21 protein-coding genes are annotated in these 22,994 nt (G+C 69.6%); all 21 read right to left on the minus strand.

Going from position 1 to position 22,994, the window contains the following annotated elements; all coding sequences use genetic code 11:
• Positions 1–7: 7 nt before the first annotated feature.
• The 21 genes from nrdR to KV394_RS15785 all read right to left on the minus strand — a co-directional run bounded on the left by nrdR (position 8) and on the right by KV394_RS15785 (position 22,968).
• The gene (gene nrdR / locus KV394_RS15685; RefSeq protein WP_136037296.1) at positions 8–478 is read right to left on the minus strand and encodes a transcriptional regulator NrdR; all 471 of its coding nucleotides are present in this window, start codon (positions 476–478) and stop codon (positions 8–10) included.
• A gap of 10 nt (positions 479–488) precedes the next feature.
• Positions 489–1,793, minus strand: coding sequence for a histidinol dehydrogenase (gene hisD, locus KV394_RS15690; protein WP_136031349.1), 1,305 nt, complete (start codon positions 1,791–1,793; stop codon positions 489–491).
• 1 nt (position 1,794) lies between these two features.
• On the minus strand, positions 1,795–3,036 hold the full coding sequence (locus KV394_RS15695; RefSeq protein ID WP_247981855.1) for a DUF2637 domain-containing protein: 1,242 nt from the start codon (positions 3,034–3,036) through the stop codon (positions 1,795–1,797).
• Positions 3,037–3,104: 68 nt separating this feature from the next.
• The gene (dnaE, locus tag KV394_RS15700; protein ID WP_136031345.1) at positions 3,105–6,623 is read right to left on the minus strand and encodes a DNA polymerase III subunit alpha; all 3,519 of its coding nucleotides are present in this window, start codon (positions 6,621–6,623) and stop codon (positions 3,105–3,107) included.
• A 70-nt stretch (positions 6,624–6,693) separates the two neighbouring features.
• On the minus strand, positions 6,694–7,797 hold the full coding sequence (locus tag KV394_RS15705) for a hypothetical protein (RefSeq protein ID WP_247981856.1): 1,104 nt from the start codon (positions 7,795–7,797) through the stop codon (positions 6,694–6,696).
• The gene (locus KV394_RS15710) at positions 7,772–8,377 is read right to left on the minus strand and encodes an RNA polymerase sigma factor (RefSeq protein ID WP_136037292.1); all 606 of its coding nucleotides are present in this window, start codon (positions 8,375–8,377) and stop codon (positions 7,772–7,774) included. Before KV394_RS15710 ends, KV394_RS15705 begins: the two co-directional genes overlap by 26 nt.
• A gap of 121 nt (positions 8,378–8,498) precedes the next feature.
• Entirely contained in the window at positions 8,499–9,071 is a 573-nt protein-coding gene (locus tag KV394_RS15715) for a GNAT family N-acetyltransferase (protein WP_247981857.1), read from the minus strand.
• Positions 9,072–9,127: 56 nt separating this feature from the next.
• Positions 9,128–10,048, minus strand: a complete 921-nt coding sequence (locus tag KV394_RS15720) for an RluA family pseudouridine synthase (RefSeq protein ID WP_247981858.1) — start codon at positions 10,046–10,048, stop codon at positions 9,128–9,130.
• A 2-nt stretch (positions 10,049–10,050) separates the two neighbouring features.
• Complete coding sequence (gene lspA, locus KV394_RS15725) at positions 10,051–10,647, minus strand: signal peptidase II (protein WP_282187161.1); 597 nt, start codon at positions 10,645–10,647, stop codon at positions 10,051–10,053.
• 60 nt (positions 10,648–10,707) lie between these two features.
• Complete coding sequence (locus KV394_RS15730) at positions 10,708–11,301, minus strand: DivIVA domain-containing protein (RefSeq protein ID WP_136031335.1); 594 nt, start codon at positions 11,299–11,301, stop codon at positions 10,708–10,710.
• Positions 11,302–11,482: 181 nt separating this feature from the next.
• Positions 11,483–11,782: a YggT family protein gene (locus tag KV394_RS15735; protein WP_136031333.1), complete on the minus strand. Its 300-nt coding sequence runs from the start codon at positions 11,780–11,782 to the stop codon at positions 11,483–11,485.
• 3 nt (positions 11,783–11,785) lie between these two features.
• Positions 11,786–12,259: a cell division protein SepF gene (locus KV394_RS15740; protein WP_136031331.1), complete on the minus strand. Its 474-nt coding sequence runs from the start codon at positions 12,257–12,259 to the stop codon at positions 11,786–11,788.
• A gap of 43 nt (positions 12,260–12,302) precedes the next feature.
• A complete protein-coding gene (locus KV394_RS15745; RefSeq protein WP_247982875.1) occupies positions 12,303–12,998 on the minus strand; it encodes a YggS family pyridoxal phosphate-dependent enzyme in 696 nt (231 codons plus the stop codon).
• Between the two features lie 8 nt (positions 12,999–13,006).
• Positions 13,007–14,155, minus strand: coding sequence for a cell division protein FtsZ (gene ftsZ / locus KV394_RS15750; protein WP_136031329.1), 1,149 nt, complete (start codon positions 14,153–14,155; stop codon positions 13,007–13,009).
• A 161-nt stretch (positions 14,156–14,316) separates the two neighbouring features.
• Positions 14,317–15,234, minus strand: a complete 918-nt coding sequence (locus tag KV394_RS15755) for an FtsQ-type POTRA domain-containing protein (protein WP_136045629.1) — start codon at positions 15,232–15,234, stop codon at positions 14,317–14,319.
• Positions 15,235–15,237: 3 nt separating this feature from the next.
• Positions 15,238–16,638 carry a UDP-N-acetylmuramate--L-alanine ligase gene (murC, locus tag KV394_RS15760; RefSeq protein ID WP_247981860.1) on the minus strand — a complete coding sequence of 467 codons (1,401 nt, stop codon included), beginning with the start codon at positions 16,636–16,638 and terminating at the stop codon, positions 15,238–15,240.
• A 42-nt stretch (positions 16,639–16,680) separates the two neighbouring features.
• The gene (locus tag KV394_RS15765; protein ID WP_136045631.1) at positions 16,681–17,757 is read right to left on the minus strand and encodes a UDP-N-acetylglucosamine--N-acetylmuramyl-(pentapeptide) pyrophosphoryl-undecaprenol N-acetylglucosamine transferase; all 1,077 of its coding nucleotides are present in this window, start codon (positions 17,755–17,757) and stop codon (positions 16,681–16,683) included.
• On the minus strand, positions 17,754–18,959 hold the full coding sequence (ftsW, locus tag KV394_RS15770; RefSeq protein WP_136031320.1) for a putative lipid II flippase FtsW: 1,206 nt from the start codon (positions 18,957–18,959) through the stop codon (positions 17,754–17,756). Before ftsW ends, KV394_RS15765 begins: the two co-directional genes overlap by 4 nt.
• Positions 18,928–20,463 carry a UDP-N-acetylmuramoyl-L-alanine--D-glutamate ligase gene (gene murD / locus KV394_RS15775; RefSeq protein WP_247638912.1) on the minus strand — a complete coding sequence of 512 codons (1,536 nt, stop codon included), beginning with the start codon at positions 20,461–20,463 and terminating at the stop codon, positions 18,928–18,930. The genes ftsW and murD overlap by 32 nt, the downstream gene beginning before the upstream one ends.
• Positions 20,453–21,559 (minus strand): phospho-N-acetylmuramoyl-pentapeptide-transferase, encoded by a 1,107-nt coding sequence (mraY, locus tag KV394_RS15780; protein ID WP_136031316.1) that lies wholly within the window; start codon positions 21,557–21,559, stop codon positions 20,453–20,455. The genes murD and mraY overlap by 11 nt, the downstream gene beginning before the upstream one ends.
• Positions 21,556–22,968, minus strand: coding sequence for a UDP-N-acetylmuramoyl-tripeptide--D-alanyl-D-alanine ligase (locus KV394_RS15785; protein ID WP_136045632.1), 1,413 nt, complete (start codon positions 22,966–22,968; stop codon positions 21,556–21,558). Before KV394_RS15785 ends, mraY begins: the two co-directional genes overlap by 4 nt.
• Positions 22,969–22,994 lie beyond the last annotated feature (26 nt).

Genomic DNA, 22,994 nt, shown 5'->3' on the forward strand with positions numbered 1-22,994 from the left:
TGCCAGATTACCGGTCGCCCGCCTCCGCCTTCGCGTGGTCGGCGCGGAGATCGCCGATGGCCGCCTCGAAGTCCTCCAGAGAGTCGAACGCCTGATAGACGCTCGCGAATCGAAGGAACGCGACCTCATCGAGCTCACGCAGCGGACCCAGGATTGCCAGGCCGATCTCGTTGGTATCGAGCTGGGACACCCCGGTCTGACGCACCGCCTCTTCAACGCGCTGCGCGAGGATCGCCAGGTCGGCCTCCGTCACCGGACGCCCCTGACAGGCCTTTCGCACGCCGGAGATCACTTTCTCCCGGCTGAACGGCTCCATCACGCCCGAGCGCTTGATCACGTTCAGGCTGGCCGTCTCCGTCGTCGAGAACCGTCCTCCGCACTCCGGACACTGTCGGCGACGGCGGATCGAGAGTCCGTCGTCGCTGGTGCGGGAATCGATGACCCTGGAGTCGGGGTGACGGCAGAAGGGGCAGTGCATCTGACCGATCCTACGCGGTGAACCGCGCCTCGATCGCCTCACCGTGCGCGGGCAGCGCTTCGCTGTTCGCCAGGGCGACGACCCCCTCGCGAACCGCGGCCAGGGCGGCGCGATCGTAGGAGACGACCTGCTGCGGACGGAGGAAGGTATAGGCGCCGAGGCCCGGTGCATAGCGCGCCTGGCCGCCGGTCGGCAGCACGTGGTTGCTCCCCGCCATGTAGTCGCCGAGGCTCACCGGGGTGTGGTCGCCCACGAACACCGCGCCGGCGCTGGTGAACGCCGCCGCTGCCTGCTCGGCGTCGGACAGGTGCAGTTCCAGGTGCTCCGGCGCGTACGCGTTGCTGAACGCCACCGCCATCGCGCGGTCGTCGACCAGGACGACCGCGGACTGCGGACCAGCCAACGCGGCAGCGACACGTGCGCTGTGGCGCGTCGCCGCGGTGAGCCGCTCGACCTCGGCGACGACCCGGTCCGCGAGTCCCTCCGCATCGGTGACGAGCACGGCCGACGCCTGCTCGTCGTGCTCGGCCTGGCTGACCAGGTCGGCGGCGACGAGACGCGGATCGGCGGTGGAATCCGCGACCACGAGGATCTCGGTCGCTCCAGCCTCGGAGTCCGTTCCGACGACACCCGCCACGGCCCGCTTGGCCGAGGCGACGTAGTTGTTGCCGGGGCCCGACACCACATCGACGGGATCGAGGCCGAGACCGGGGACACCGTGCGCGAAGGCACCGATCGCTCCCGCACCTCCCATGGCGTACACCTCGGTCACTCCGAGCAGAGCCGCGGCCGCCAGGATCGTCGGGTGGACACGACCGTCCTGATCCGCCTGCGGCGGCGAGGCCAGGGCGATCTGCTGCACCCCGGCGACCTGCGCGGGGACGACATTCATGACGACGCTCGACGGGTAGACGGCCTTTCCGCCGGGGATGTAGACACCGACCCTGTGCACGGGCTGCCACCGCTGAGTGATCGTGGCACCCGCGCCGATGGTCGTGACCTGCGAGGCCGGGACCTGAGCGGCTGAGGCCAGGCGCACGCGCTGGATCGCCTCGTCGAGCGCCGCCCGCACTGCCGGATCGAGCGAGTCGAGGGCCTGCGTCATGTGCGCCTCAGGCACGCGAACCTCGTGCCCGACGACCCGGTCGAACCGCTCCGCCTGCTCTCGCAGCGCACCCTCACCGCGCTCCCGCACCTCCTCGACGAGGCGTGCCGCGGTGTCGAGCGCCTCCGCGCGCGCCTGCGTGGCGCGGGGGACGGCCGCGAGCATGTCCGCGGGCGAGAGCTCGCGCCCCCGCAGATCGATCGTGCGCATGTCAGCCCTTCGTGATGTCGGTGATGTCGTGGAGGTATCCGATGCGGCCGTCGTCATGGCGAACGACGTAGGCCCCTCCGCGATCCTCGATCACCAGCGCCCACGCGGTCGGCCCCACCCGGAAGATCGGCTCGCCGCGCTCGTCGTGCACATCGCGCTCGGTGGGCGCCAGGATCCAGAACGGTTGCGCCGCCTCCGTGTACTGGCGGGGGATCGTGGCCTCGACGTCGTCGTCCTGCTCGTCCGCGACGATCGGATTGACGGCCGTGGCATCGTCGGGGACATCGACCGCTCCTGTCTCCTCTCGAGCGGTCGTGCCGAGGAGCGACTCGATGCTCCCGGTGTCGGAGACGATCTCGGGCTGCTCGGCCCGGGAACGCCGGGAGTAGCTCGGCGTGTACTCCTCCTCCTCGGCCACGGGTATCGTCCCCGTGCCTCCGCCCGACGCGTGCGCAGTGAGCGGGATCCGGTCCGAGTAGTCGGCCGGGTACGCGTCGGTGTCGTCGTGACGCCGATCGCCATCGCCCGCATCGGGTACCACGTCGGTGACGGCGTCGGTTGCGGTGTCCGGGCTGGTGGGGGGTCCGGTGTCGATGACCGCGTCCGTGTCGGACTCCTCCGGCGACCCCACCGCCGCCTCGTCCTGAGTCTCCCCGGACGTCGACTCCGGGCGCGGACGGGCGATCACCGGCCGGACGGGATTCGCGTTCCGGTGCGCGAGAGTCACCAGCCGACCCTGGAAGTCTTCACGCAGCCCCGGGATCAGCGGTGCGAAAACGGTCAGGACGACCAGCGCCACCGACGTGATGACCTGCACGAGCGCGTTCCACGGCAGACCCCACTGACCCGTGGCGATCGCGGCGGACACCGCCAGCCAGAGGTTGCCCGCCCACACGCACGCGGATACGGCGAAGGCGACGGAGGCGAACTGATCGATGCCCAACGAGCCCACGCGGCGGATGCCGTCGGGAGAGAACCGGCGCAGCACCAGCAGGAACACGGCCACCGTCGGGACGCCGATCGGCAGGATCCACTGGATGCCGATGCCCCACAGCGAGACGCCGCCGCTGAGGGGGAAGAAGGAGACGAGGAACGACACCAGCCAGACGCCGACGATCAACAGCTCACGCAGTGTGAAGCCGAGGATGCCGTACTCCGGGGTCACTTCGTCGTCGTAGAGGACGCCGTCCTCGTCGCTGAACACCGCGTCGGCGGCATCCGGCTCGGGAAGTTCCGTGCTCATAGTGGTCCTTTCATCACCGGCGCACTCTGGCCGTGGCGGTGCTGTCGACGGCTCCCGATCCTACCCGTTCACCCCAGACAGGTCGGGCCGAGCAGTGACTTGAGGTCGCCGAAGAGGTCGGCCGACACCTTCACCGGCATCGGGACCTCGAACACCTTCGCCGTCCCGCCGCGGTGCACCCGAAGCAGCACCTCGGTCTCGCCGTTGTGCCGTCGCAGCACCTCGGCGAGCTCGTGCATCACGCGCTCGGTGGCGCGCTGCTCCGCGAGCACGAGCGACAGCGGGCCTGCGGCGTCGAACGAGCCCACATCGGGTGCGAAGGCCGACTGGGCATGCAGGTTGAGGCCGTCGTCGCGGCGCGACACCCTCCCCCGCACGGCCAGGATCGCGTCCTGCTGGAGGGTGTGCTGGAACTCCGTGTACGTCTTGCCCATGAACATCACGGTGACCTCGCCGTTGAAGTCCTCGACCGTGATCATGCCGTACGGGTTTCCGCTGGCCTTCGCCACCCGGTGCTGCACGCTCGTGACCAGGCCCGCGACCGTCACCTGGTCGCCGTCCTGCAGGTCCTCCGAGTTGTTGAGGTCATGGATCGAGATCGACGCGTGCTTCGCCAAAGGCACCTCGAGGCCCGCGAGCGGATGGTCGGACACGTACAGCCCGAGCATCTCCCGCTCGAACGCCAGCTTGTCCTTCTTGATCCACTCGGGTCGGGCGGGGACCTTGGCCGGCGCGACCTCCTCCAGCCCGTCGTACAGGCTGTCGAAGTCGAACCCGATCGCGCCCTGAGCCTCGTTGCGCTTCCGGTCGACCGCGGCCTCCACGGCGTCCTCGTGCACCTCCAGCAGCGCACGCCTCGTGTCGCCCATCGAGTCGAACGCGCCCGCCTTGATGAGCGACTCCACGGTGCGCTTGTTGGCGACATGCAGCGGGACCTTGTCGAGGAAGTGGTGGAACGACGTGAAGCGCTCGTCCTTCCTGGCCTGCACGATCCCGTCGACGACGTTGGTGCCCACGTTGCGCACCGCTCCCAGACCGAAGCGGATGTCGTCGCCGACGGCGGCGAAGAAGTTGATCGACTCCGAGACGTCGGGCGGCAGCACCCGGATACCCATGCGGCGGCACTCGTTCAGGTACAGCGCCATCTTGTCCTTCGAGTCGCCGACGCTCGTCAGCAGCGCCGCCATGTACTCGGCCGGGTAGTGCGCCTTCAGGTACGCGGTCCAGTAGGACACGAGACCGTACGCGGCGGAGTGCGCTTTGTTGAACGCGTAGTCGGAGAAGGGCAGGAGGATGTCCCACAGCGCCTTGATCGCGCCCTCGCCGAAGCCGCGCTCCTTCATACCGCCGGCGAAGCCCTCGTACTGCTTGTCCAGCTCGGACTTCTTCTTCTTGCCCATCGCGCGACGGAGGATGTCGGCCTGACCGAGGCTGAACCCGGCGACCTTCTGCGCGATGGCCATCACCTGCTCCTGGTAGATGATGAGGCCGTAGGACTCCTCCAGGATCTCGGCCAGGGGTTCCTCGAGCTCCGGGTGGATCGGCGTGATCTGCTGCTGGCCGTTCTTGCGCAGCGCGTAGTTCGTGTGCGAGTTCGCGCCCATCGGGCCCGGGCGGTACAGCGCGATGAGGGCCGAGATGTCACCGAAGTTGTCCGGCTTCATCAGGCGCATGAGCGACCGCAGCGGAGGGCTGTCGAGCTGGAACACGCCCAGCGTGTCGCCGCGCGCGAGGAGCTCGTACACCGCAGGGTCGTCGAGTCCGAGGTGCTCGAGGTCGAGCTCCTCGCCTCGGTTCATGCGGATGTTGTCGAGCGCGTCCGAGATGATCGTGAGGTTGCGCAACCCCAGGAAGTCCATCTTGATCAGGCCGAGCGTCTCGCACGACGGGTAGTCGAACTGCGTGACGATCTGCCCGTCCTGCTCGCGGCGCATGATGGGGATGATGTCGAGCAGCGGCTCCGACGACATGATCACACCGGCAGCGTGCACGCCCCACTGGCGCTTGAGGCCCTCGAGCCCGAGCGCGCGATCGAACACCGTCTTCGCCTCGGGGTCGGTCTCGATCAGCGCCCGGAACTCGCTCGCCTCCTTGTAGCGCGGGTGCGCGGAGTCGAACATGCCGTCGAGGGGCATGTCCTTGCCCATGACGGCGGGGGGCATGGCCTTGGTCAGACGCTCCCCCATGCTGAACGGGAACCCGAGCACGCGGCCGGCATCCTTGAGCGCCTGCTTGGACTTGATCGTGCCGTAGGTCACGATCTGCGCCACGCGCTCGGAGCCGTACTTCTCCGTCACGTACTCGATGACCTCGCCACGGCGGCGGTCGTCGAAGTCGACGTCGAAGTCGGGCATCGAGACGCGGTCCGGGTTGAGGAAGCGCTCGAAGATGAGACCGTGCTCCAGGGGGTCGAGGTCGGTGATCCGCATCGCGTACGCCACCATCGATCCGGCACCGGAGCCTCGGCCGGGACCGACGCGGATGCCGTTGTCCTTGGCCCAGTTGATGAAGTCGGCGACGACGAGGAAGTAGCCAGGGAACCCCATCTGCAGGATGATGCCGGTCTCGTACTCCGCCTGCTTGCGCACCCGGTCGGGGATACCGCTCGGGTAGCGGTAGTGGAGGCCCTTCTCGACCTCCTTGATGAGCCAGCTGTCTTCGGTCTCGCCGTCTGGCACGGGGAAGCGGGGCATGTAGTTGGCGGAGGTGTTGAACTCCACCTCGCAGCGCTCGGCGATCAGCAGCGTGTTGTCGCACGCCTCCGGGTGATCGCGGAACAGCTGCCGCATCTCGGCCGCGGTCTTGATGTAGTACCCGTCGCCGTCGAACTTGAAGCGGTTCGGGTCGTCGAGCGTTGACCCCGACTGCACGCACAACAGCGCCTCGTGCGCGTCGGCCTCGTGCTGGTGCGTGTAGTGGGAGTCGTTCGTGGCCACCAGCGGGATGCCCAGGTCTTTGGCCAGCCGCAGCAGGTCGGTCATCACCCGGCGCTCGATCGACAGGCCGTGATCCATGATCTCGGCGAAGTAGTTCTCCTTGCCGAAGATGTCCTGGAACTCCGCCGCCGCCGCCCGCGCCGCGTCGTACTGCCCGAGACGAAGACGCGTCTGCACCTCGCCCGAGGGGCACCCGGTCGTCGCGATGAGGCCCTTGCCGTAGGTCTGCAGCAGCTCACGGTCCATGCGGGGCTTGAAGTAGTAGCCCTCCATGCTCGACAGCGAGCTGAGGCGGAAGAGGTTGTGCATCCCCTCGGTGCTCTGACTCCACATCGTCATGTGGGTGTACGCGCCGGACCCCGAGACGTCGTCGCTCTTCTGATCGGGCGAGCCCCACTGCACGCGGGTCTTGTCGCTGCGGTGCGTGCCGGGGGTGACGTACGCCTCCAGCCCGACGATCGGCTTGATGCCCGCGGCCTGAGCCGCCCGGTAGAACTCGAACGCCGCGAACGTGTTGCCGTGGTCGGTCACGGCGATCGCCGGCATGCCGTAGTCGGCCGCCGCCTGCGTCATGGCATTGATCTTCGCCGCGCCGTCCAGCATCGAGTATTCGCTGTGCACATGCAGGTGGACGAAGGAATCGGATGCCATGCTCCGAGTCTACGGCGGGGCCCCGACACCGAGATCGGTGCCGGGGCCCGTGTCCGGGTCGCCGTGGCTGTCAGGGGATCGCGTCGACGATCGACACCGTCGCGGTGTATCGGATGTCGGGGACGTCGGTCGGAACCATGTCGCCGTCCGCACCGTCCGTGCGGTCGTAGCGCAGCGTGTACTCGCTCATCCAGCCGGTCGTCGTATCGACCGTCAGGGTGTCGGTCCGCGCATCGATGTGCTGGAACCGTGCGCGGTAGATCACGGTCCCACCGGACGGGGTGGCCTCGACGAGCGGGGAGAGGGCGAGGGCCGAGATCAGTGCCTCGCGGAGATCGGCCGGGGCCACATTAGACCGGAGCGCGTCCATGATCGTGATGACCGCTGCCTCGTCCGCCTGCTCCGGCACCATCTCGTACCCGCGCTCGAAGCTCTTCGCGAACTCCAGCAACGCCTGCGGATCGCGGGGGAACTGCGCGAAGTACTCTGTCGAGCCGGTGGGCGGCCCCACCTCGGTATCGAATCCCCCGGTGAACGTCCATCGGCCCACGCTGTCGTTCGCCGGGAACAGGTTGTCCCAGGCCAGCTCCCCCGCAGGCCACTGGTCCTCGGGGAAGAACTGCAGCCGCTGGGAGTTCGGGCCGTTGCTCCCCCTCCACTCGCCCGAGCGATCAGCGGGGACGAACGTCTCGCTGTGGTCCCGAACCAGGAGCGCGCCGATCGGCGCGAGGCCGTCCTGATGCCAGGGCCAGGTGAACACCGTCACCCGCGCGTCCCGATACAGGAGAGAGTCCACCGTCGTGGTGACGTGCAGATACTGCCCCGCCTGCGGGGTCGTACCGGGGAACGGCTCGGTCGCACCCGTCCCCGACGTCGCCGACGGACGCGGCAGCGGGTCGCCGTGCGGGCGCGGATCGAGCGTCTGCACCGGCACGGCTTCCACGCGCGGCTCCGGTGCCGTCAGCTGGCTCAGCATCACGACCCCGGCCGTGGCGGCCGCGACCCCCGCGACCGCCCCGGCGACGAGGAACAGCGGCCGGCGCACCCTCCGTGCCCGCTCGGCCGGCACCCCCGCGTCGATCCCCGTGAGAAGCCGCGCCCTGGCCGACGTCAGGTGCTCCTCGCTGAGGCCGGCCCCCCGGTTGACCTCACGCACGCGCTCGAAAACGTCCATCGACTTCTCCCTTCTTCTCCGTGACCATCGTGTTCCGACCGCGGGCGCGCGCCGGATCCAACCGTGTCCGCACCCGGTTCATGCGGGACCTCACCGTTCCCACGGGAACGCCGAGGGCGAGCGCGATCTCCTCGTAGCTCAGGTCGCCCCAGGCGTAGAGCAGAAGAGTCTCTCGGTCTTTGGCCGACAGCGCGGCGATCAGCGGCGCGAGCTGACGGGTCGAGAGCTCGGCGTCGAGCCGGGCGATCGTCCCGTCGAGGTCGCCGTGAGCGATGTGCTCCTCACGCGCCGCCGACTGCGCCGCCGAGCGCAGGTGCTTCGCCTCGCGCGCCCTGTGCTTCTTGATCAGCCGCGACGCGATGCCGTACAACCACGGGAGTGCAGAGTCCCAGGACGTGTCGAACGACGACCGCCGCGCGAAGGCGACGAGGAACGTCTCGCTGAGGACGTCCTCTCCGGCATCCATCCCGAGGCGGCGGGCGGCATAGCCACCCACCGCGCCGGCGTGTCTGTCGAACAGTTCGGCGAACGCCCGGGGTTGCCCGAGCGACCGCTGAATGATCTCGCTGTCTGTGCTCACACTATGTATTGCCTCAGAAGCACGATCCGGTTCGAAACTCGTCGCGGCGCCCCGTCGACCACCGATCCGCCGCGCGTTCCCCGGTCCTCACTCACCCGGTCGGTCACTCCACGACGGCCCGTCACCGCAGGTCGAGGCGCATGAGCACCCGGGGGAACCCGTCGAGCACGGACCCGGTGTCGGCGGCCTTCGTGAAGCCGGCACCCTCGAACAGGGACCGGGTCCCCACGTACGCCATCGTGAGGTTCACCTTCTCCCCCGCGTTGTCGACCGGATATCCCTCGATCGCTGGAGCCCCGCGTTCCCTGGCGTACGCGACCGCGCCGTCGATCAGCGCGTGCGAGACACCCTGCTTGCGGAATCCCGGGCGCACGCGGAAACACCACAGCGACCAGACGTCCAGATCGTCGACGTGCGGGATGAGGCGATTGCGCGCGAAGCTGGTGTCACGCCGGGGATGCAGAGCCGCCCACCCCACGGGCTCATCCTCGAGATACGCGATGACGCCCGGCGGCGGGTCCTGGTGGCACAGCTCGCGCACGCGATCCGCACGAGCCTGCCCGCGCAGGGACACGTTCTCCTTGTTGCCGATCCGATAGCTGAGGCAGAAGCAGACGTTCGACGTCGGTTTCTTCGGACCCACCAGTGTCGCGACGTCGTCGAAGACGGTCGCGGGGCGCACCACGATGCTCATGCGGTCAGTGTGGCGCACACCACCGACACCGCGTGCGCGGCACCCCGGGACAGCCGCTACTCCCCGCGCAGCACGTCCAGCGCGTGCCGGAAGTCCGCCGGATACGGCGACGCGAACTGCACCCACTCGCCGGTGGTCGGGTGCGCGAACGCGAGCTGGTGGGCGTGCAGCCACTGTCGCGTCAACCCGAGCCGTGCGGACAGCGTGGGGTCGGCGCCGTACAGCGGGTCCCCGACGCAGGGGTGACGATGCGCGGCCATGTGCACGCGGATCTGATGCGTGCGCCCGGTCTCCAGGTGGATCTCCAGCAGCGAGGCTCCGGGAAACGCCTCGAGCGTCTCGTAGTGCGTGACCGATGGCTTGCCGTCCGGCACGACCGCGAACTTCCACGAGTGATTCGGATGGCGCCCGATGGGCGCGTCGATCGTGCCGACGAGCGGGTCGGGGTGTCCCTGGACGACTGCGTGATAGATCTTCTCGACCGTCCGCTCCTTGAACGCGCGCTTGAGCGCGGTGTACGCGCTCTCGCTCTTGGCGACGACCATGAGCCCGCTCGTGCCCACATCGAGCCGATGCACCACGCCCTGCCGTTCCGGAGCCCCGCTCGTGGCGATCCGGAAACCCGCGGCGGCCAGAGCCCCGACGACCGTGGGCCCTTCCCAGCCCAGCGAGGGATGGGCGGCGACCCCGGTGGGCTTGTCGACCACCACGATGTCGTCGTCGTCATACACGATGCCCAGCTCGGGCACCGCGATCGGCTCGATCCTCGGCGCCTCCCTGGGCTGCCACTCCACCTCGAGCCAGGCCCCGCCGTGCAGACGGTCAGACTTGTCGAGCGTCGCGCCGTCCTGCCGCACACCGCCGCTCGCCGCGACCTCCGCCGCGAACGTCCGCGAGAAGCCGAGCAGCTTCGCGAGGGCCGCGTCGACGCGCGTGCCGTCGAGCCCGTCCGGGACGGGGAGAGAGCGCGACTCCACGCTCAGCGCTCCTCGGGAGACGACGGCCCCGCCTCGGCCGAGGCGCGTCCGTCGACGACGCGGTCGCTCTCACTCACCGCAGCCTCGTGCTCGGCCGCGACGGCCTCCGCGTCCTCATCGGTCTCCACCGGCGCGTGGTCGCGCTCGCGGGTGCCGTCGAAGCGCAGGCCGAACACCACCAGCAGTGCCACCGAGATCATGCCGGTGACGATGAAGATGTCGGCGACGTTGAAGATCGCGGGCATCATCCACGGCATGGAGATCATGTCGACCACGTGGCCGACCGGGAACCCGGGCTCGCGGAACAGCCGGTCGCTGAGGTTGCCGAGCACACCGCCGAGGAGGCAGCCGAGGACGACGGCCCACAACCGGGACCTCAGGCCGAAGGCCTTCCAGACGATCACTCCCGCGACGACCGCGAGGGCGATCGTGAAGATCCACGTGACCTCGGACCCGAGCGAGAACGCCGCTCCGGGGTTGCGGATGTAATACAGCTGCAGGAACTCCCCGAGCACGGGGACGACCTCGTGCAGCGGAAGGTGCTCGATGGTGAGGTACTTCACAAACTGATCGGCGGCCAGCACGACCGCTGCGAGAATCGCAACGAGCGCGCCGGCCGCCGACCGACGAAGGGGACGACGTCCTGTCAACGCGACGCCTTACAGGCCGATCGCGGAGACGGGCGTGGAGTCCGTGGAAGCCGACTTCTCGTCGAGGTCGCGGAGCTGACCCTCGATGTAGCCGCGCAGCTGAGCACGGTAGTCGCGCTCGAAGTTGCGGAGCTCGGTGATGCGGGCCTCGAGCGTGTTGCGCTCGCGCTCCAGACGCGCCGACTCCTCGCGCTGCTTGGCCTCGGCCTCGGTGCGGATGCGAGCGACCTCGGTCTCCGCCTCCGCGATGAGCGCGTTGCGCTTGGCCTCACCCTCGGCGACGTGCTCGTCGTGCAGACGCTGGGCGAGCTCGATGATCCCGGCGGTCGCCGTGGCAGAACCGGTCGGAGCGGGCTCGGCGGGCGTGGCCTCGGCGGCGGGCGCGGCCACCGGCTTCGGGGCGGGGGTCTCGGCGGCGGCGGGCGCGGCACCGGACTCGTACGCGGCCAGCTTGGCCTTCAGCTCGGCATTCTCCTCGAGGGCCTTGCGCCACTCGATGACGATCTCGTCGAGGAAGTCGTCGACCTCGTCCGGGTCGAAGCCGTCCTTGAAGCGGACGTGCTGGAACTGCTTGGTGACGACGTCATCCGGGGTAAGTGCCATGGGTGGCTCCTCTTTCGATGAGTTCGATTGCCAGTACCGATGTATGGCGTGTTCGTGATGTGGCGCGAACCCGGGGCGCGCACCTGGGTGCCAGCATAGCCCCCGAGCCTTGGCCTCGCGACGCCGCGACACCCAGGCTCGGCGAACTCAGCGGCGCCCTGAGGCGCGACACGCCACGGCGTCAGCGGATGAAGAGCCGGACGATGTTCATCAGGATCAGCACCACCAGCAGGGTGAGCGCGAACCCGAAATCGAGCGACAGCTGCCCGATGCGCAGCGGCGGGATGATCCGCCGGAAGAACCGGATCGGCGGATCGGTGACCGTGTAGACGGCCTCCGCGGCGACGAGGCCGAATCCCTTCGGACGCCACTCCCGGTTGAACAGGGGGATGTAGTCGAGGATGAGCCGCGCGAAGAGCACGAAGATGTACAGCAGCAGCACCAGGTGGACGATGCTGGCGAGGACCGAGACCAGCTGCACGGGTTAGGAGTGGTCGAAGCCCGCGGACTCGGCGTCCGCGTGCGCGATTCCCCCGTGCCCGGACACCGCGATGTTCTCCGGCGAGAGCAGGAACACCTTGGAGGTGACGCGCTCGATGCGGCCGTACAGGCCGAGGGAGAGACCGCTCGCGAAGTCGATGAGGCGCCGCGCGTCGGCGTCGCTCATCTGGGAGAGGTTGATGATGACCGGGACGCCCTCGCGGAAGTTCTCCGCGATGAGCTGCGCGTCGCGGTACTGCTTCGGGTGGACGGTGAGGATCTCGTTCACGGCTCCTGCTGCGGGCTGACGGACGGCGACGGGACGACGGAGGGGCGTGACGGGGGCCGGGGTCGGCTCCTCACGCTCGCGCTCGCGCTCACGGTGGGCGCGGGCGGGTGCCTGCGTCTCCTCCTCGTAGACCTCTTCCTCGTCGGCGAGGCCGAGATACACCATGGTCTTCTTCAGCGGGTTACCCATCGTGTCCTCCGGTTCGAACGTCTCGGGCTGGTCTTGTCACAGGTTAACCCCGGTCGGGGCGCGGTCCCGTGATTGCGGAACCGATGCGCAGGTGTGTCGCGCCGGCGGCGATGGCTTCGACGAAGTCGCCGGTCATACCGGCCGAGATCCACGTGGCCGTCGGCTCGATCGTGCGGATGCCGTCGGCGATGCCCCGGAGCCGCGCGAACGCGGAGGCGGGCTCCTCGTCCAGCGGCGCGACGGCCATGACGCCGCGCAGCCGCAGCGACGGCAGCGACAGCACGTGCTCGGCCAGAGCGGTCGCCGCGTCGGGTGCGACACCGCCGCGACCCGGGTCGTCGGTCAGATTGATCTGCACGAGCACGTCGAGCACATCGTCGCCGTCGGCCGCTCGATGCAACGCGTCGGCGAAGCGGTCGCGGTCGACGGAGTGCACCACCTCGGCGCTGCGCCGGATGGCCCCCGCCTTGTTGGTCTGCCCCTGGCCGATGAAGTGCCACTGCAGGTCGAGGTCGGCGAGCTCCGTGGCCTTCGCGGTCAGCTCCTGCTGGCGGTTCTCCCCCACCGCCGAGACGCCGAGGGCGTGCAGCTCGCGCACGAGAGCCGCCGGGTGGAACTTCGTCACGACGATCCGGGTGATCTCCTCCGGTGCGCGACCGGCCGCGCGCGCGGCGTCGGCGATCCGTTCGTCGATCGCCGACAGCCGCGCCGCGAGCTCCGATGGCGCCGGAGCACCCATCGGAGCCGTCACTTCAGGAATTCGGGGATGTCGATGTCGTCGTCGGCGAATGCCGGCTCGATGCTGGTGGCCGGCGTGCGCTGCGGTGCTGGGGCCGACTCGGTGGCGGGCGTCTCCGCGGGCTTCTCGGCCTCGTCCGAGAGGGCGACCTCCGGCAGCGATGCGGTGGACGGCCGGGAGACGACCATCGGGTCCAGGCGCAGCGACGGCTCCCCGCCGTCGAAGCCCGCGGCGATGACCGTGACGCGCACCTCGTCGCCGAGCGTGTCGTCGATGACGGTACCGAAGATGATGTTCGCCTCCGGGTGCGCGGCCTCCTTCACCAGGTCCGCGGCGTCATGGATCTCGAAGATGCCCAGGTTCGAGCCACCCTGGATCGAGAGGAGCACGCCGTGCGCACCCTCGATCGAGGCTTCCAGCAGCGGAGACTCGACCGCGAGCTCGGCGGCCTTGATGGCCCGGTCGGCGCCGCGCGCCGACCCGATGCCCATGAGCGCGGATCCCGCACCCTGCATGACCGACTTGACGTCGGCGAAGTCGAGGTTGATCAGACCGGGGGTGGTGATGAGGTCCGTGATGCCCTGGACACCGGCGAGGAGCACCTGGTCGGCGGTCGCGAAGGCCTCGATCATCGAGATGCCGCGGTCGCTGATCTCCAGGAGGCGGTCGTTGGGCACCACGATGAGGGTGTCGACCTCTTCCTTGAGCTTGGCGACGCCCGCCTCCGCCTGGCTCTGGCGGCGGCGACCCTCGAACGAGAACGGCTTGGTGACGACACCGATCGTCAGGGCGCCGATCGACTTGGCGATGCGGGCGACGACGGGCGCGCCACCGGTTCCGGTGCCACCGCCCTCACCGGCGGTGACGAACACCATGTCGGCACCGGTCAGCGCCTGCTCGATCTCCTCCGCGTGGTCTTCCGCAGCACGGCGACCGACCTCCGGGTCGGCACCCGCCCCGAGACCGCGCGTGAGCTCGCGGCCGACGTCGAGCTTGACGTCGGCGTCGCTCATGAGCAGCGCCTGCGCATCGGTGTTCACGGCGATGAACTCGACTCCGCGGAGCCCGAGCTCGATCATGCGGTTGACGGCGTTGACGCCGCCACCGCCGACGCCGACGACCTTGATCACGGCGAGGTAGTTCTGGTTCTGGCTCATGGCCGGCCTCCGATTAGTCGAGCCTTGGATGGGAACCTTAAACCTCAACTAGAGGTGTAAAGTATTTCCCGGTATTGCGTTCTCTCAGATCGAAGGTAAGCGCCGCCCGGCCGCGCGCGCGCAGCGACACGGGCGTGTCGCCCCATTCCCGCCGAAAGCCGTCAGCCGACGACCGCGACGTCCGGCGAGGTCACGTCGATCGACGACGCCTCGGGGTTCGCGGTGAGCGCCGCCGACAGCGCGAGCGCCTTCAGACCCGACTCCTCCGAACTCCCCCACACGACCGTGAGCCCGGTGCTGAGGGTGAGCGTCACATCGTCCGCGGTCGACGCCCTCACCTCCGTCAGCGCCGTGCGGATCCCCTCCGGCAGTGCACGCACCACCAGGCCGGCGCTGCGGAACGCGGCCGAATCCACCCCGCCCTCGGTCTCCACGAGCGGCTGACCCGCGGGCTGCTCCGCCGTCGTCGACAGCGCCACACCCGCCGCATCCACCAGCGTGTAGCCCGCCGACGACGAGATCACCCCGATGGGCGTCCGCTCGACGATGCGCACGGTCAGGTCGTGCGGAGGGCGCGCCTCCAGGGAGTACGTCTCGATCAGCGGGAACGCCAGGAGAGCGGCCTTCACCTCACTCGTGTCCACGAGCGCGAGGGGGGTGCCCACCTGGTCGCTCAGCGCCGCCTCGATCACGGCAGGATCGATCGTCGTCGCCCCCGCGACCGTGATCCGCTCGACCGCGAACAGCGGGCTGTACGCCGCCGCGACGCTCCCGCCCACCAGCAGCACGAGGGCACCCAGGCTGCTGAGCCAGACGATCCGGCGCCGACGTGACCGCTGCGTGAAGCGGCGGATCTCCGCGCGCAGCGCCTTGCGACGAGCGCGAGCCGCCCGCCACACCTCCCTCGTCGACGTGGGACGCTCCGCGCCGTCATCCTGCACGGCCTCGCCCGCAGGCTCGTCGACGAGCGGGATCGGCGGCTCCGGATCACGGCGACGCGCACGCGCAGTCCGTTCCGGCGCGGCGGGCGCCTGCTCCGGGGCATCCGGAGCGCTCGGAAGCGGTGCGGGCCGGCGCATGCGCTACGCCCCGTCGGTCCGACGCAGCGACTCCAGCACCTGCGGGATGATCTGGTACACGTTGCCGCAGCCGAGCGTGACGACCACGTCGCCCGCGCGCGCGACCGAGGCCGTGTAGTCGGCGGCCTGCTGCCAGTCCGCCACGAAGTGCACGCGCGAGGGGTCGTGGAACGCACCGCTCACGAGTTCACCGGTGACACCGGGAACCGGATCCTCCCTGGCGCCGTAGACGTCGAGCATCACGGTGTGGTCGGCCAGCTGCTCGAGCACATCGGCGAACTCCTGATACATGTGCTGCGTGCGGGAGTACGTGTGCGGCTGCTGGATCGCGATCAGTCGGCCGTCGCCGGCGAGAGTGCGCATCGCCTCCAGCGCCGCCCTGACCTCGGTCGGGTGATGCGAGTAGTCGTCGTACACCGTGACGCCGCGCTCTTCCCCGTGGCGTTCGAGCCGACGCACGGTCCCCGCGAAGCCCTCCATCGCGTGCACCGCGTCGGCGAACGGAAAGCCGAGCGCGACGAGCACCGCGACGGCACCGGTCGCATTGATCGCGTTGTGGGCCCCGGGGACGGCGAGCTGCATGCGCACCTGCTCCCCCGCGTACACCAGAGTCGCCGCGACCGGTCCGTCCGTGACGATGTCGGTCAGGCGCACATCCGCGTCCTCCGCCTCACCGAACGTGAGCACGTGGGCGTGGGACAGCCCCGCCCCGACCCGCAGCGCACCGGGGTCGTCGCTGGAGATCACGACGGCTTCCGAGGCCGCGTCGGCGAACCGCACGAACGCGTCGTGGAACGCCTCGTCCGACCCGTAGTGGTCCAGGTGATCGGGGTCGACGTTCGTGATGAGCGCCACCGCGGTGTCGTACAGCAGGAACGTGCCGTCCGACTCGTCGGCCTCGATCACGAACAGGTCACCGCTTCCCGTGGCGCTGGACACTCCGAGCTGCTCGATCACGCCGCCGTTGACGAAGTGCGGTTCCGCCCCGAGCTCGCGCAGCGCGGTCACGATCATCCCGGTCGAGGTGGTCTTGCCGTGGGCCCCCGCGACCGACACCAGACGTCGCGATCCGATCAGCCAGTGCAGCGCCTGCGAGCGGTGGATGACGTGGAGACCGCGCTCCTTCGCCGTCACGAACTCCGGGTTCTCCGGCCAGATGGCACCGGTGTGCACCACGGTGTCGGCGTCGCCCAGGTGCGCGGCGTCGTGACCGACGTGCACGGTCGCGCCCGCGGCGGCCAGGGCACGCAGGTTGTCACTGTCGGCGCGGTCGCTTCCGGACACCCGGATGCCGGCGTCGAGGAACATCTTGGCGAGCCCGCTCATGCCGGAGCCGCCGATGCCGATGAAGTGCGCGGAGGTGATCGTCTCGGGAAGGGGGAGGGAGAGGTCGGGTCTGATCATGTCCGCTTCAGTCTACTTTTCGTTCCGGTCGGGACGCCGGAGTCACGCCGCACCGAGGGCACGGTCGATCAGCTGGATCACGTTCTCCGTACCGTTCCTGGTACCGACGTTCTCCGCGGCCGCCGCCATGCGCGCGATACGCTCGGGATCGCCGAGCAGGGGCACGACGAGCCGCCGCACCGCGTCGCCGTCGAAGGTGGCGTCGTCGAGCAGCTCGGCTGCTCCCGCTGCCACCGCCGAGCCGGCGTTGAGCCGCTGCTCGCCGTTGCCCACCGAGTACGGGACGTAGAGCGCGGGAATGCCCAGAGCACTGACCTCGCTCACGGTGGCCGAACCCGACCGCGACACGATCAGATCGGCCAGGGCGAACGCGAGGTCCATGCGGTCCACGTAGCGGCGCAGCGTATAGCCAGGCACGCGGGGATCCTCGAGGTCGCTGCGCTCCCCCGTCACGTGCAGCAGCTGCCACCCGGCGTCGAGGATGTCGCGCCAGGAATCGGCGATCGCGTCGTTCAGCCGCTGGGCTCCGAGGGAACCGCCGAACACGAGCAGGACGGGTCGTGCGGGGTCGAGGCCGAAGTGCTCCGCCGCCTCGGCACGCGTCGCGGCACGGTCGAGCGCGATCACCTCACGTCGCAGCGGCATGCCGACGACCTCGCCACGGCGAAGCGGTGTGCCCTCGAACGCGACGCCCACCCCTGCGGCAGCCCGGGCGCCGAGCACATTCGCCAGACCCGGCTTGGCGTTCGCCTCGTGCACCACGAACGGCACCCGTTCGCGGCGCGCCGCCACGTACGCGGGAGCCGAGGCGTACCCGCCGAAGCCGACCACCACGTCGATGCGGTGACGGCGGATGTGCTGACGCACCTGAGCGATCGCACGACGGAAGCGACCGGGAAACGCCGCTGCCTGCGCGTTCGGACGCCGCGGGAACGGCACCTTGTCGACGATCAGCAGCTGGTACCCGCGCTCCGGCACCAGCCGCGACTCCAGGCCTTCGGCCGTCCCGAGCACCAGGACCGTGGCCTCGGGGTCACGCTCGCGCAACGCATCGGCGACCGCGAGCAGCGGGTTGACATGGCCGGCGGTGCCACCGCCGGCGAGAAGATACGAGGTCACCGAGCGACCCTACCCCGCGCACCTGACTGCTTCTCCGAGACGGGGATCGTCCGGGCGAAGGCGAGCAGCACACCGCAGGCCACGAGCACGGCGAACAGCGCCGTCCCGCCCTGCGACATGAACGGCAGCGGCACGCCCATCACGGGGAAGACACCGATCACCACACCGATGTTCAGCACCGCCTGGCCCACGATCCACACCGTGATGCCGCCCGCGGCGACCCGGATGAAGGGGTCCGGCGTCTTGCGGATGATGTGGAACGCGCCGACCGTGAAGAACGTGAACAGCGCCAGCACCACGATGCAGCCGATCAGGCCGAGCTCCTCGCCGACGATCGCGAAGATGAAGTCGTTGCCCGCGGCGGGCAGCCAGCCGTACTTCTCCTGCGAGTTGCCCAGGCCGAGCCCGAAGATGCCGCCAGAGGCCATGCCCCAGATGCCATGGATCGACTGGTAGCAGTCGGTGTAGTAGAGCGCCATGTCGTCGCACGTCGCGGTGATGCGCCGCATCCGATCCTCGCTGGACAGTGCGTACGCGAGCACCGCGACCACGCCGAGGATCATCGGGATGATGAAGAGCCGGAGTTTGACGCCCGAGAAGAACAGACAGCCGAGCAGGATCAGGACCATCACCATCGCGGTGCCCAGGTCTTTGCCCGCCAGCACGGTCCCGATCGCGAGAGCGCCCACCGGCACGACCGGGATGAACACGTGGTGCCAGGTGCCCAGCATGGTCTGCTTGCGCAGCAGCACCGCGGCGATCCACAGGGCCAGCGCGAGCTTGAGGAACTCGGACGGCTGCATCTGGAACCCGGCGATCTGGATCCAGTTCCGGTTGCCGCCGTCCGCGATGCCCAGAGGCGTGAACACCAGCAGCTGCAGGGCGACCGCGCCGAACAGCGCGGGCCAGGCCATGCGCTTCAGGAAGGCGATCGGCAGACGGCTGATGAGGAACATCAGCGGGATGCCCAGCAGGGCGAAGACGCCCTGGCGCAGCACGCCGTCCATCGGGTTCTGGTCGTTCGCGACGGCGGTCGCGCTGGTGGCCGACAGCACCATCACCAGGCCGAAGATCGTGAGGAGCAGCGCGGTCGACGCGATCAGGAGGAACTCGGTCGACACCGGCGTGAACCGGCGCCCCAGAGACACCCGGGCCGCGAGGCCGCCCGACTCAGAGCGCGGAGGGCGAGCCACCTGCGTCATCGGCGCTCCCCCGCTCGATCCACTCACGTACCGCCTCGGCGAAGCGGCGGCCACGTTCCGCATAGCCGGAGAACTGGTCGAAGGACGCCGCGGCCGGGGCCAACAGCACGGTGCCCCCGTCTTCGACGATCCCCGCGGCGATCTCCACCACGCGGTTCATGACCTGTCCAGTGTCGCCAGCGTCGACCTCGAACACCGGCACCGCCGGCGCGTGTCGCCCGAATGCCGCCACGACATCGCCGCGCTCCACACCGATCACGACCGCCGCGCGGGCGGACGCCCCGGCATCGGCCACGAGCTCGGAGATGTCCACACCCTTCAGATCACCGCCAACGACCCACACCGCTCCGGGGTACGCCCGCAGCGAGGAGGCTGCCGCGTGCGGGTTCGTCGCCTTGGAGTCGTCGACCCAGGTGATGCCGGCGTGGCGCGCGACCACCTGGATGCGGTGAGCGTCGAGGTGGAAGCCCTGCAGGGCCGAGTGGATCGCCTCCGGCTCGACGCCGAGCGACCGGGCGAGTGCGCTGGCGGCGAGGATGTTCTGCACGATGTGCGGCGCCGAGAGTCCAGCGGACTCGAGCTCGGCGACGGTGGTGAGCTCGAGGGCGCTGCGGGCGCGGTCGTCGAGGAATGCCCGGTCGACGAGCAGCCCCTCCACCACGCCGAGGTCGCTCGGGCCGGGGATGCCCAGGTCGAAGCCGATCGCGCGGGCGCCATCGACGACCTCGGCCTCCTCGACCATGCGGCGCGTGGCCACGTCGGCCTTGTTGTAGACGCAGGCCACGCGCGTGTTGCGATACACCAGGGCCTTCGCGTCGCGGTAGGCCTCCGCGCTGCCGTGCCACACGAGGTGATCGTCGGCGAGGTTCAGACACACGGCGGAGTACGGGAACAGCTCCCCCTCCGGCTGCGACAACCCGAGGTACCAGAGCTGATGACTCGACAGCTCCACCACGAGCACGTCGAAGCCGGCCGGGTCGCGCACCGCGTCGAGCACGGGCACCCCGATGTTGCCGCACGGGGCCGCACGCAGGCCGCCCTCGACCAGCAGGGTCGCGGTGAGCTGCGTGGTCGTGGTCTTGCCGTTGGTGCCGGTGATGAGCACCCAGTCGGCCGGGGTCCCGTCGGCGCGGAGCACCTTGTCCCGCACCCGCCACGCGAGCTCGACGTCCCCCCAGAGCGCGATGCCGGCGTCCTGCGCCCAGCGGATCACGGGGTGCGACGGCGAGAAGCCCGGCGACGCGATCACCACCTCCGGCTCGAACGCGCGCAGGGCCTCCGGCACCTCGGCGAGCGACCCCAGCTCGAGGGCCGCGCCGATCACGGGCAGTAGGCGCGCGTACTCCTCGTCCGCCGACTCGCTGAGCACGAGCACTTCGGCGCCCAGTTCCGCCAGGGTGTCCGCGACCGAGAAGCCGGTCATCGACAGTCCGAGCACGGCGACGCGCAGCCCCGACCAGTCCGCGTTCCAGCTGGTCAGTCCGGCCAGACGCTCAGCCGACACGGGTCAGCCACTCCACGTAGAACAGTCCGATCGCCGAGACCGCGAGCAGGCCGGCGATGATCCACATGCGCACGACGATCGTGACCTCCGACCAGCCGCGCATCTCGAGGTGGTGGTGGAACGGGCTCATGAGGAACAGTCGCTTGCCGCGCGTGACCTTGAAGTACGCCCGCTGCAGGATGACCGAGCCGGACGAGAGGACGAAGACGCCCGCGATCACGAGGAGCAGCAGCTCGGTGCGCGTCAGGATCGCCATCGCGGTCACGACGCCGCCGATCGCCATCGAGCCCACGTCGCCCATGAACACCTTCGCCTTCGGGGCGTTCCACCACAGGAAGCCGATGAGGCTCGCGGCGAACGAGGCCGAGATGATCGCCAGGTTGAAGGGGTCGCGCACCTCGTAGCATCCGCCGAGCGCGCCGGGGTCGCCGCCGATGCAGGGCTGCTTGAACTGCCAGAACGCGATCACGCTGTAGGCGCCGACGACGAGCACGCCGGCACCGGCCGCGAGCCCGTCGAGGCCGTCGGTGAGGTTGACGCTGTTGGACGTGGCCACGCCGATGATCGCGATCCACGCCAGGTACAGGATCCAGCCGAGGACCACACCGAAGGCGAAGAGGTTGAGCCACGTGATGTCGCGGAACAGCGAGATCGAGGCGCTCGCGGGTGTCTGACCCCAGCGGTTCGGGAAGTTCAACGCCACGATGCCGAACGGGATGACGACCAGGAGCTGGCCGATCACCTTCCGCCACCCGGAGAGGCCGAGGCTGCGCTGGCTGCGCACCTTCATGTAGTCGTCGATGAAGCCCACCGCGCCGAAGCCCACCATGAGCCAGATCACCAGGATCGCGGACAGCGCTGGTGTCTCCCCGCTCACCAGGACGCCCGTGAAGTAGCCGACGATGGAGCCGAGGATGAAGATCACGCCGCCCATGGTCGGTGTTCCGCGCTTGGCCTCGTGGCTGGGGTTGTGCACGGACTCGGGGGTGCGGATGACCTGCCCCCAGCCCCACTTCCGGAAGAGCCGGAGGAAGACGGGGGTCAGGAACAGGGTGAAGGCGAGCGAGATCGCCGCCGCCATGATGAGTGACCTCACGAGAACAATTCTCCCAGACGATCGCCGAGATGCCGCAGGCCCACGGAGTTGGATGACTTCACCAGCACGCGGTCGCCGTCGCGCAGCTCCGTGCGCAGGTACTCGAACGCCGCATCCTGGTCGGGCAGATGCACGGCCTCGCTGTCCCAGGAGCCTTCGCCGACCGCGGCCAGGTAGAGGCGGCGCGCCTCAGGGCCCACCACCACGATGCGTCGGATGTTGAGACGCACCGCGAGCAGGCCGATGCGGTCGTGCTCCTCGCCCGCGCTGTCGCCCAGCTCACTCATGGCCCCCAGGACGGCGACCGTGCGCTCGTCCGGGCCGGTGATCTGCGCGAGCGTGCGCAGAGCGGCGGCCATCGAGTCGGGGCTCGCGTTGTAGGCGTCGTTGATGATGCGCACGCGATCGTTGCCCATCGGCTGCATGCGCCAGCGCTCGGCGATCTCGACGGTCTCCAGGCGGGCGATCGCGTCGGCCGGAGCTACGCCGAGCTGCACGGCCGCGGTGAGGGCGGCCAGCGCGTTGGTCACGTGATGAGCGCCGAGCACGCGGAGCCGCAGCGGGCGGCGCTCCCCCGCGACCTCGATCGTGCAGGTCGTCCCGGAGGCGGACACGACGATGTCGTGGGCGCGAACCTCGGCCGCGTCGGACTGACCGAAGCCGACGACGCGAAGGCCGCGGTGCTCGGCGAGCTCGCGCATCGCCCACACCCGGGGGTCGTCCGCGTTGAGCACGGCGGTGCCCGGAACCCGCGCCGCCGACACGAGCTCGGACTTCGCCTTGGCCGTGGCCTCGATGCCGCCGAAGCCGCCCGCGTGCGCGAGCCCGACCATGAGCACGACGACGAGGTCAGGTTCGACGAGTCCGGCGAGGCGGGCGATGCTCCCCGGGCCGGCCGCCCCGAACTCGCTCACGAGGTACCGGGTGTCGTGGGTCACGCGGAGCATCGTGACGGGGGCACCGACCTCGTTGTTGAAGGAGTTGATCGGGGCGACGGTCTCCCCCTCGTCGGCGAGGATGCGTGCGAGGAAGTTCTTGGTCGTGGTCTTGCCGTTGGACCCGGTGATGCCGACGATACGCAGCCCACCGCCCGCGCGCACGCGGCCCACGACCGCGCGCGCCAGCTCGCCGAGGGCGACCACGGCGTCGGAGACGACGATCTGGCTGACGGGCACGTCGACCGGATGCTCCACGATCGCGAGCACGGCACCGGCCTCGACCGCCGCACCGACGAAACGGTGTCCATCGGTCTCCGCGCCGGGCTTCGCCACGAAGATCGATCCCGGCCGCATGGTGCGCGAGTCGGTGTCGACCAGGCCGTCGACGACGGTCTCGGGGGTGTGCTCTCCGGCCACACGCAGATCACCGCCGACAGCGGCGGTGATCTCAGCGAGCGTCAGGGCGATCATGTCATCTCCATGCGCGGCTCTCGCCG

Source organism: Microbacterium sufflavum (genome assembly GCF_023101165.1).
Taxonomy (GTDB): Bacteria; Actinomycetota; Actinomycetes; order Actinomycetales; family Microbacteriaceae; genus Microbacterium; species Microbacterium sufflavum.

What these genes read in the sequence shown, in the direction of transcription:
- hisD (WP_136031349.1), bottom strand. Translation starts at nt 1,793, where the DNA reads ATGCGCACGATCGATCTGCGGGGGCGCGAGCTCTCGCCCGCGGACATG.
- KV394_RS15730 (WP_136031335.1), bottom strand. Translation starts at nt 11,301, where the DNA reads ATGGCACTTACCCCGGATGACGTCGTCACCAAGCAGTTCCAGCACGTC.
- KV394_RS15705 (WP_247981856.1), bottom strand. Translation starts at nt 7,797, where the DNA reads ATGGACGTTTTCGAGCGCGTGCGTGAGGTCAACCGGGGGGCCGGCCTC.
- KV394_RS15715 (WP_247981857.1), bottom strand. Translation starts at nt 9,071, where the DNA reads ATGAGCATCGTGGTGCGCCCCGCGACCGTCTTCGACGACGTCGCGACA.
- KV394_RS15745 (WP_247982875.1), bottom strand. Translation starts at nt 12,998, where the DNA reads ATGGGTGCTCCGGCGCCATCGGAGCTCGCGGCGCGGCTGTCGGCGATC.
- ftsZ (WP_136031329.1), bottom strand. Translation starts at nt 14,155, where the DNA reads ATGAGCCAGAACCAGAACTACCTCGCCGTGATCAAGGTCGTCGGCGTC.
- KV394_RS15755 (WP_136045629.1), bottom strand. Translation starts at nt 15,234, where the DNA reads ATGCGCCGGCCCGCACCGCTTCCGAGCGCTCCGGATGCCCCGGAGCAG.
- ftsW (WP_136031320.1), bottom strand. Translation starts at nt 18,959, where the DNA reads ATGACGCAGGTGGCTCGCCCTCCGCGCTCTGAGTCGGGCGGCCTCGCG.
- nrdR (WP_136037296.1), bottom strand. Translation starts at nt 478, where the DNA reads ATGCACTGCCCCTTCTGCCGTCACCCCGACTCCAGGGTCATCGATTCC.
- murC (WP_247981860.1), bottom strand. Translation starts at nt 16,638, where the DNA reads ATGATCAGACCCGACCTCTCCCTCCCCCTTCCCGAGACGATCACCTCC.
- dnaE (WP_136031345.1), bottom strand. Translation starts at nt 6,623, where the DNA reads ATGGCATCCGATTCCTTCGTCCACCTGCATGTGCACAGCGAATACTCG.
- KV394_RS15785 (WP_136045632.1), bottom strand. Translation starts at nt 22,968, where the DNA reads ATGATCGCCCTGACGCTCGCTGAGATCACCGCCGCTGTCGGCGGTGAT.
- KV394_RS15695 (WP_247981855.1), bottom strand. Translation starts at nt 3,036, where the DNA reads ATGAGCACGGAACTTCCCGAGCCGGATGCCGCCGACGCGGTGTTCAGC.
- KV394_RS15740 (WP_136031331.1), bottom strand. Translation starts at nt 12,259, where the DNA reads ATGGGTAACCCGCTGAAGAAGACCATGGTGTATCTCGGCCTCGCCGAC.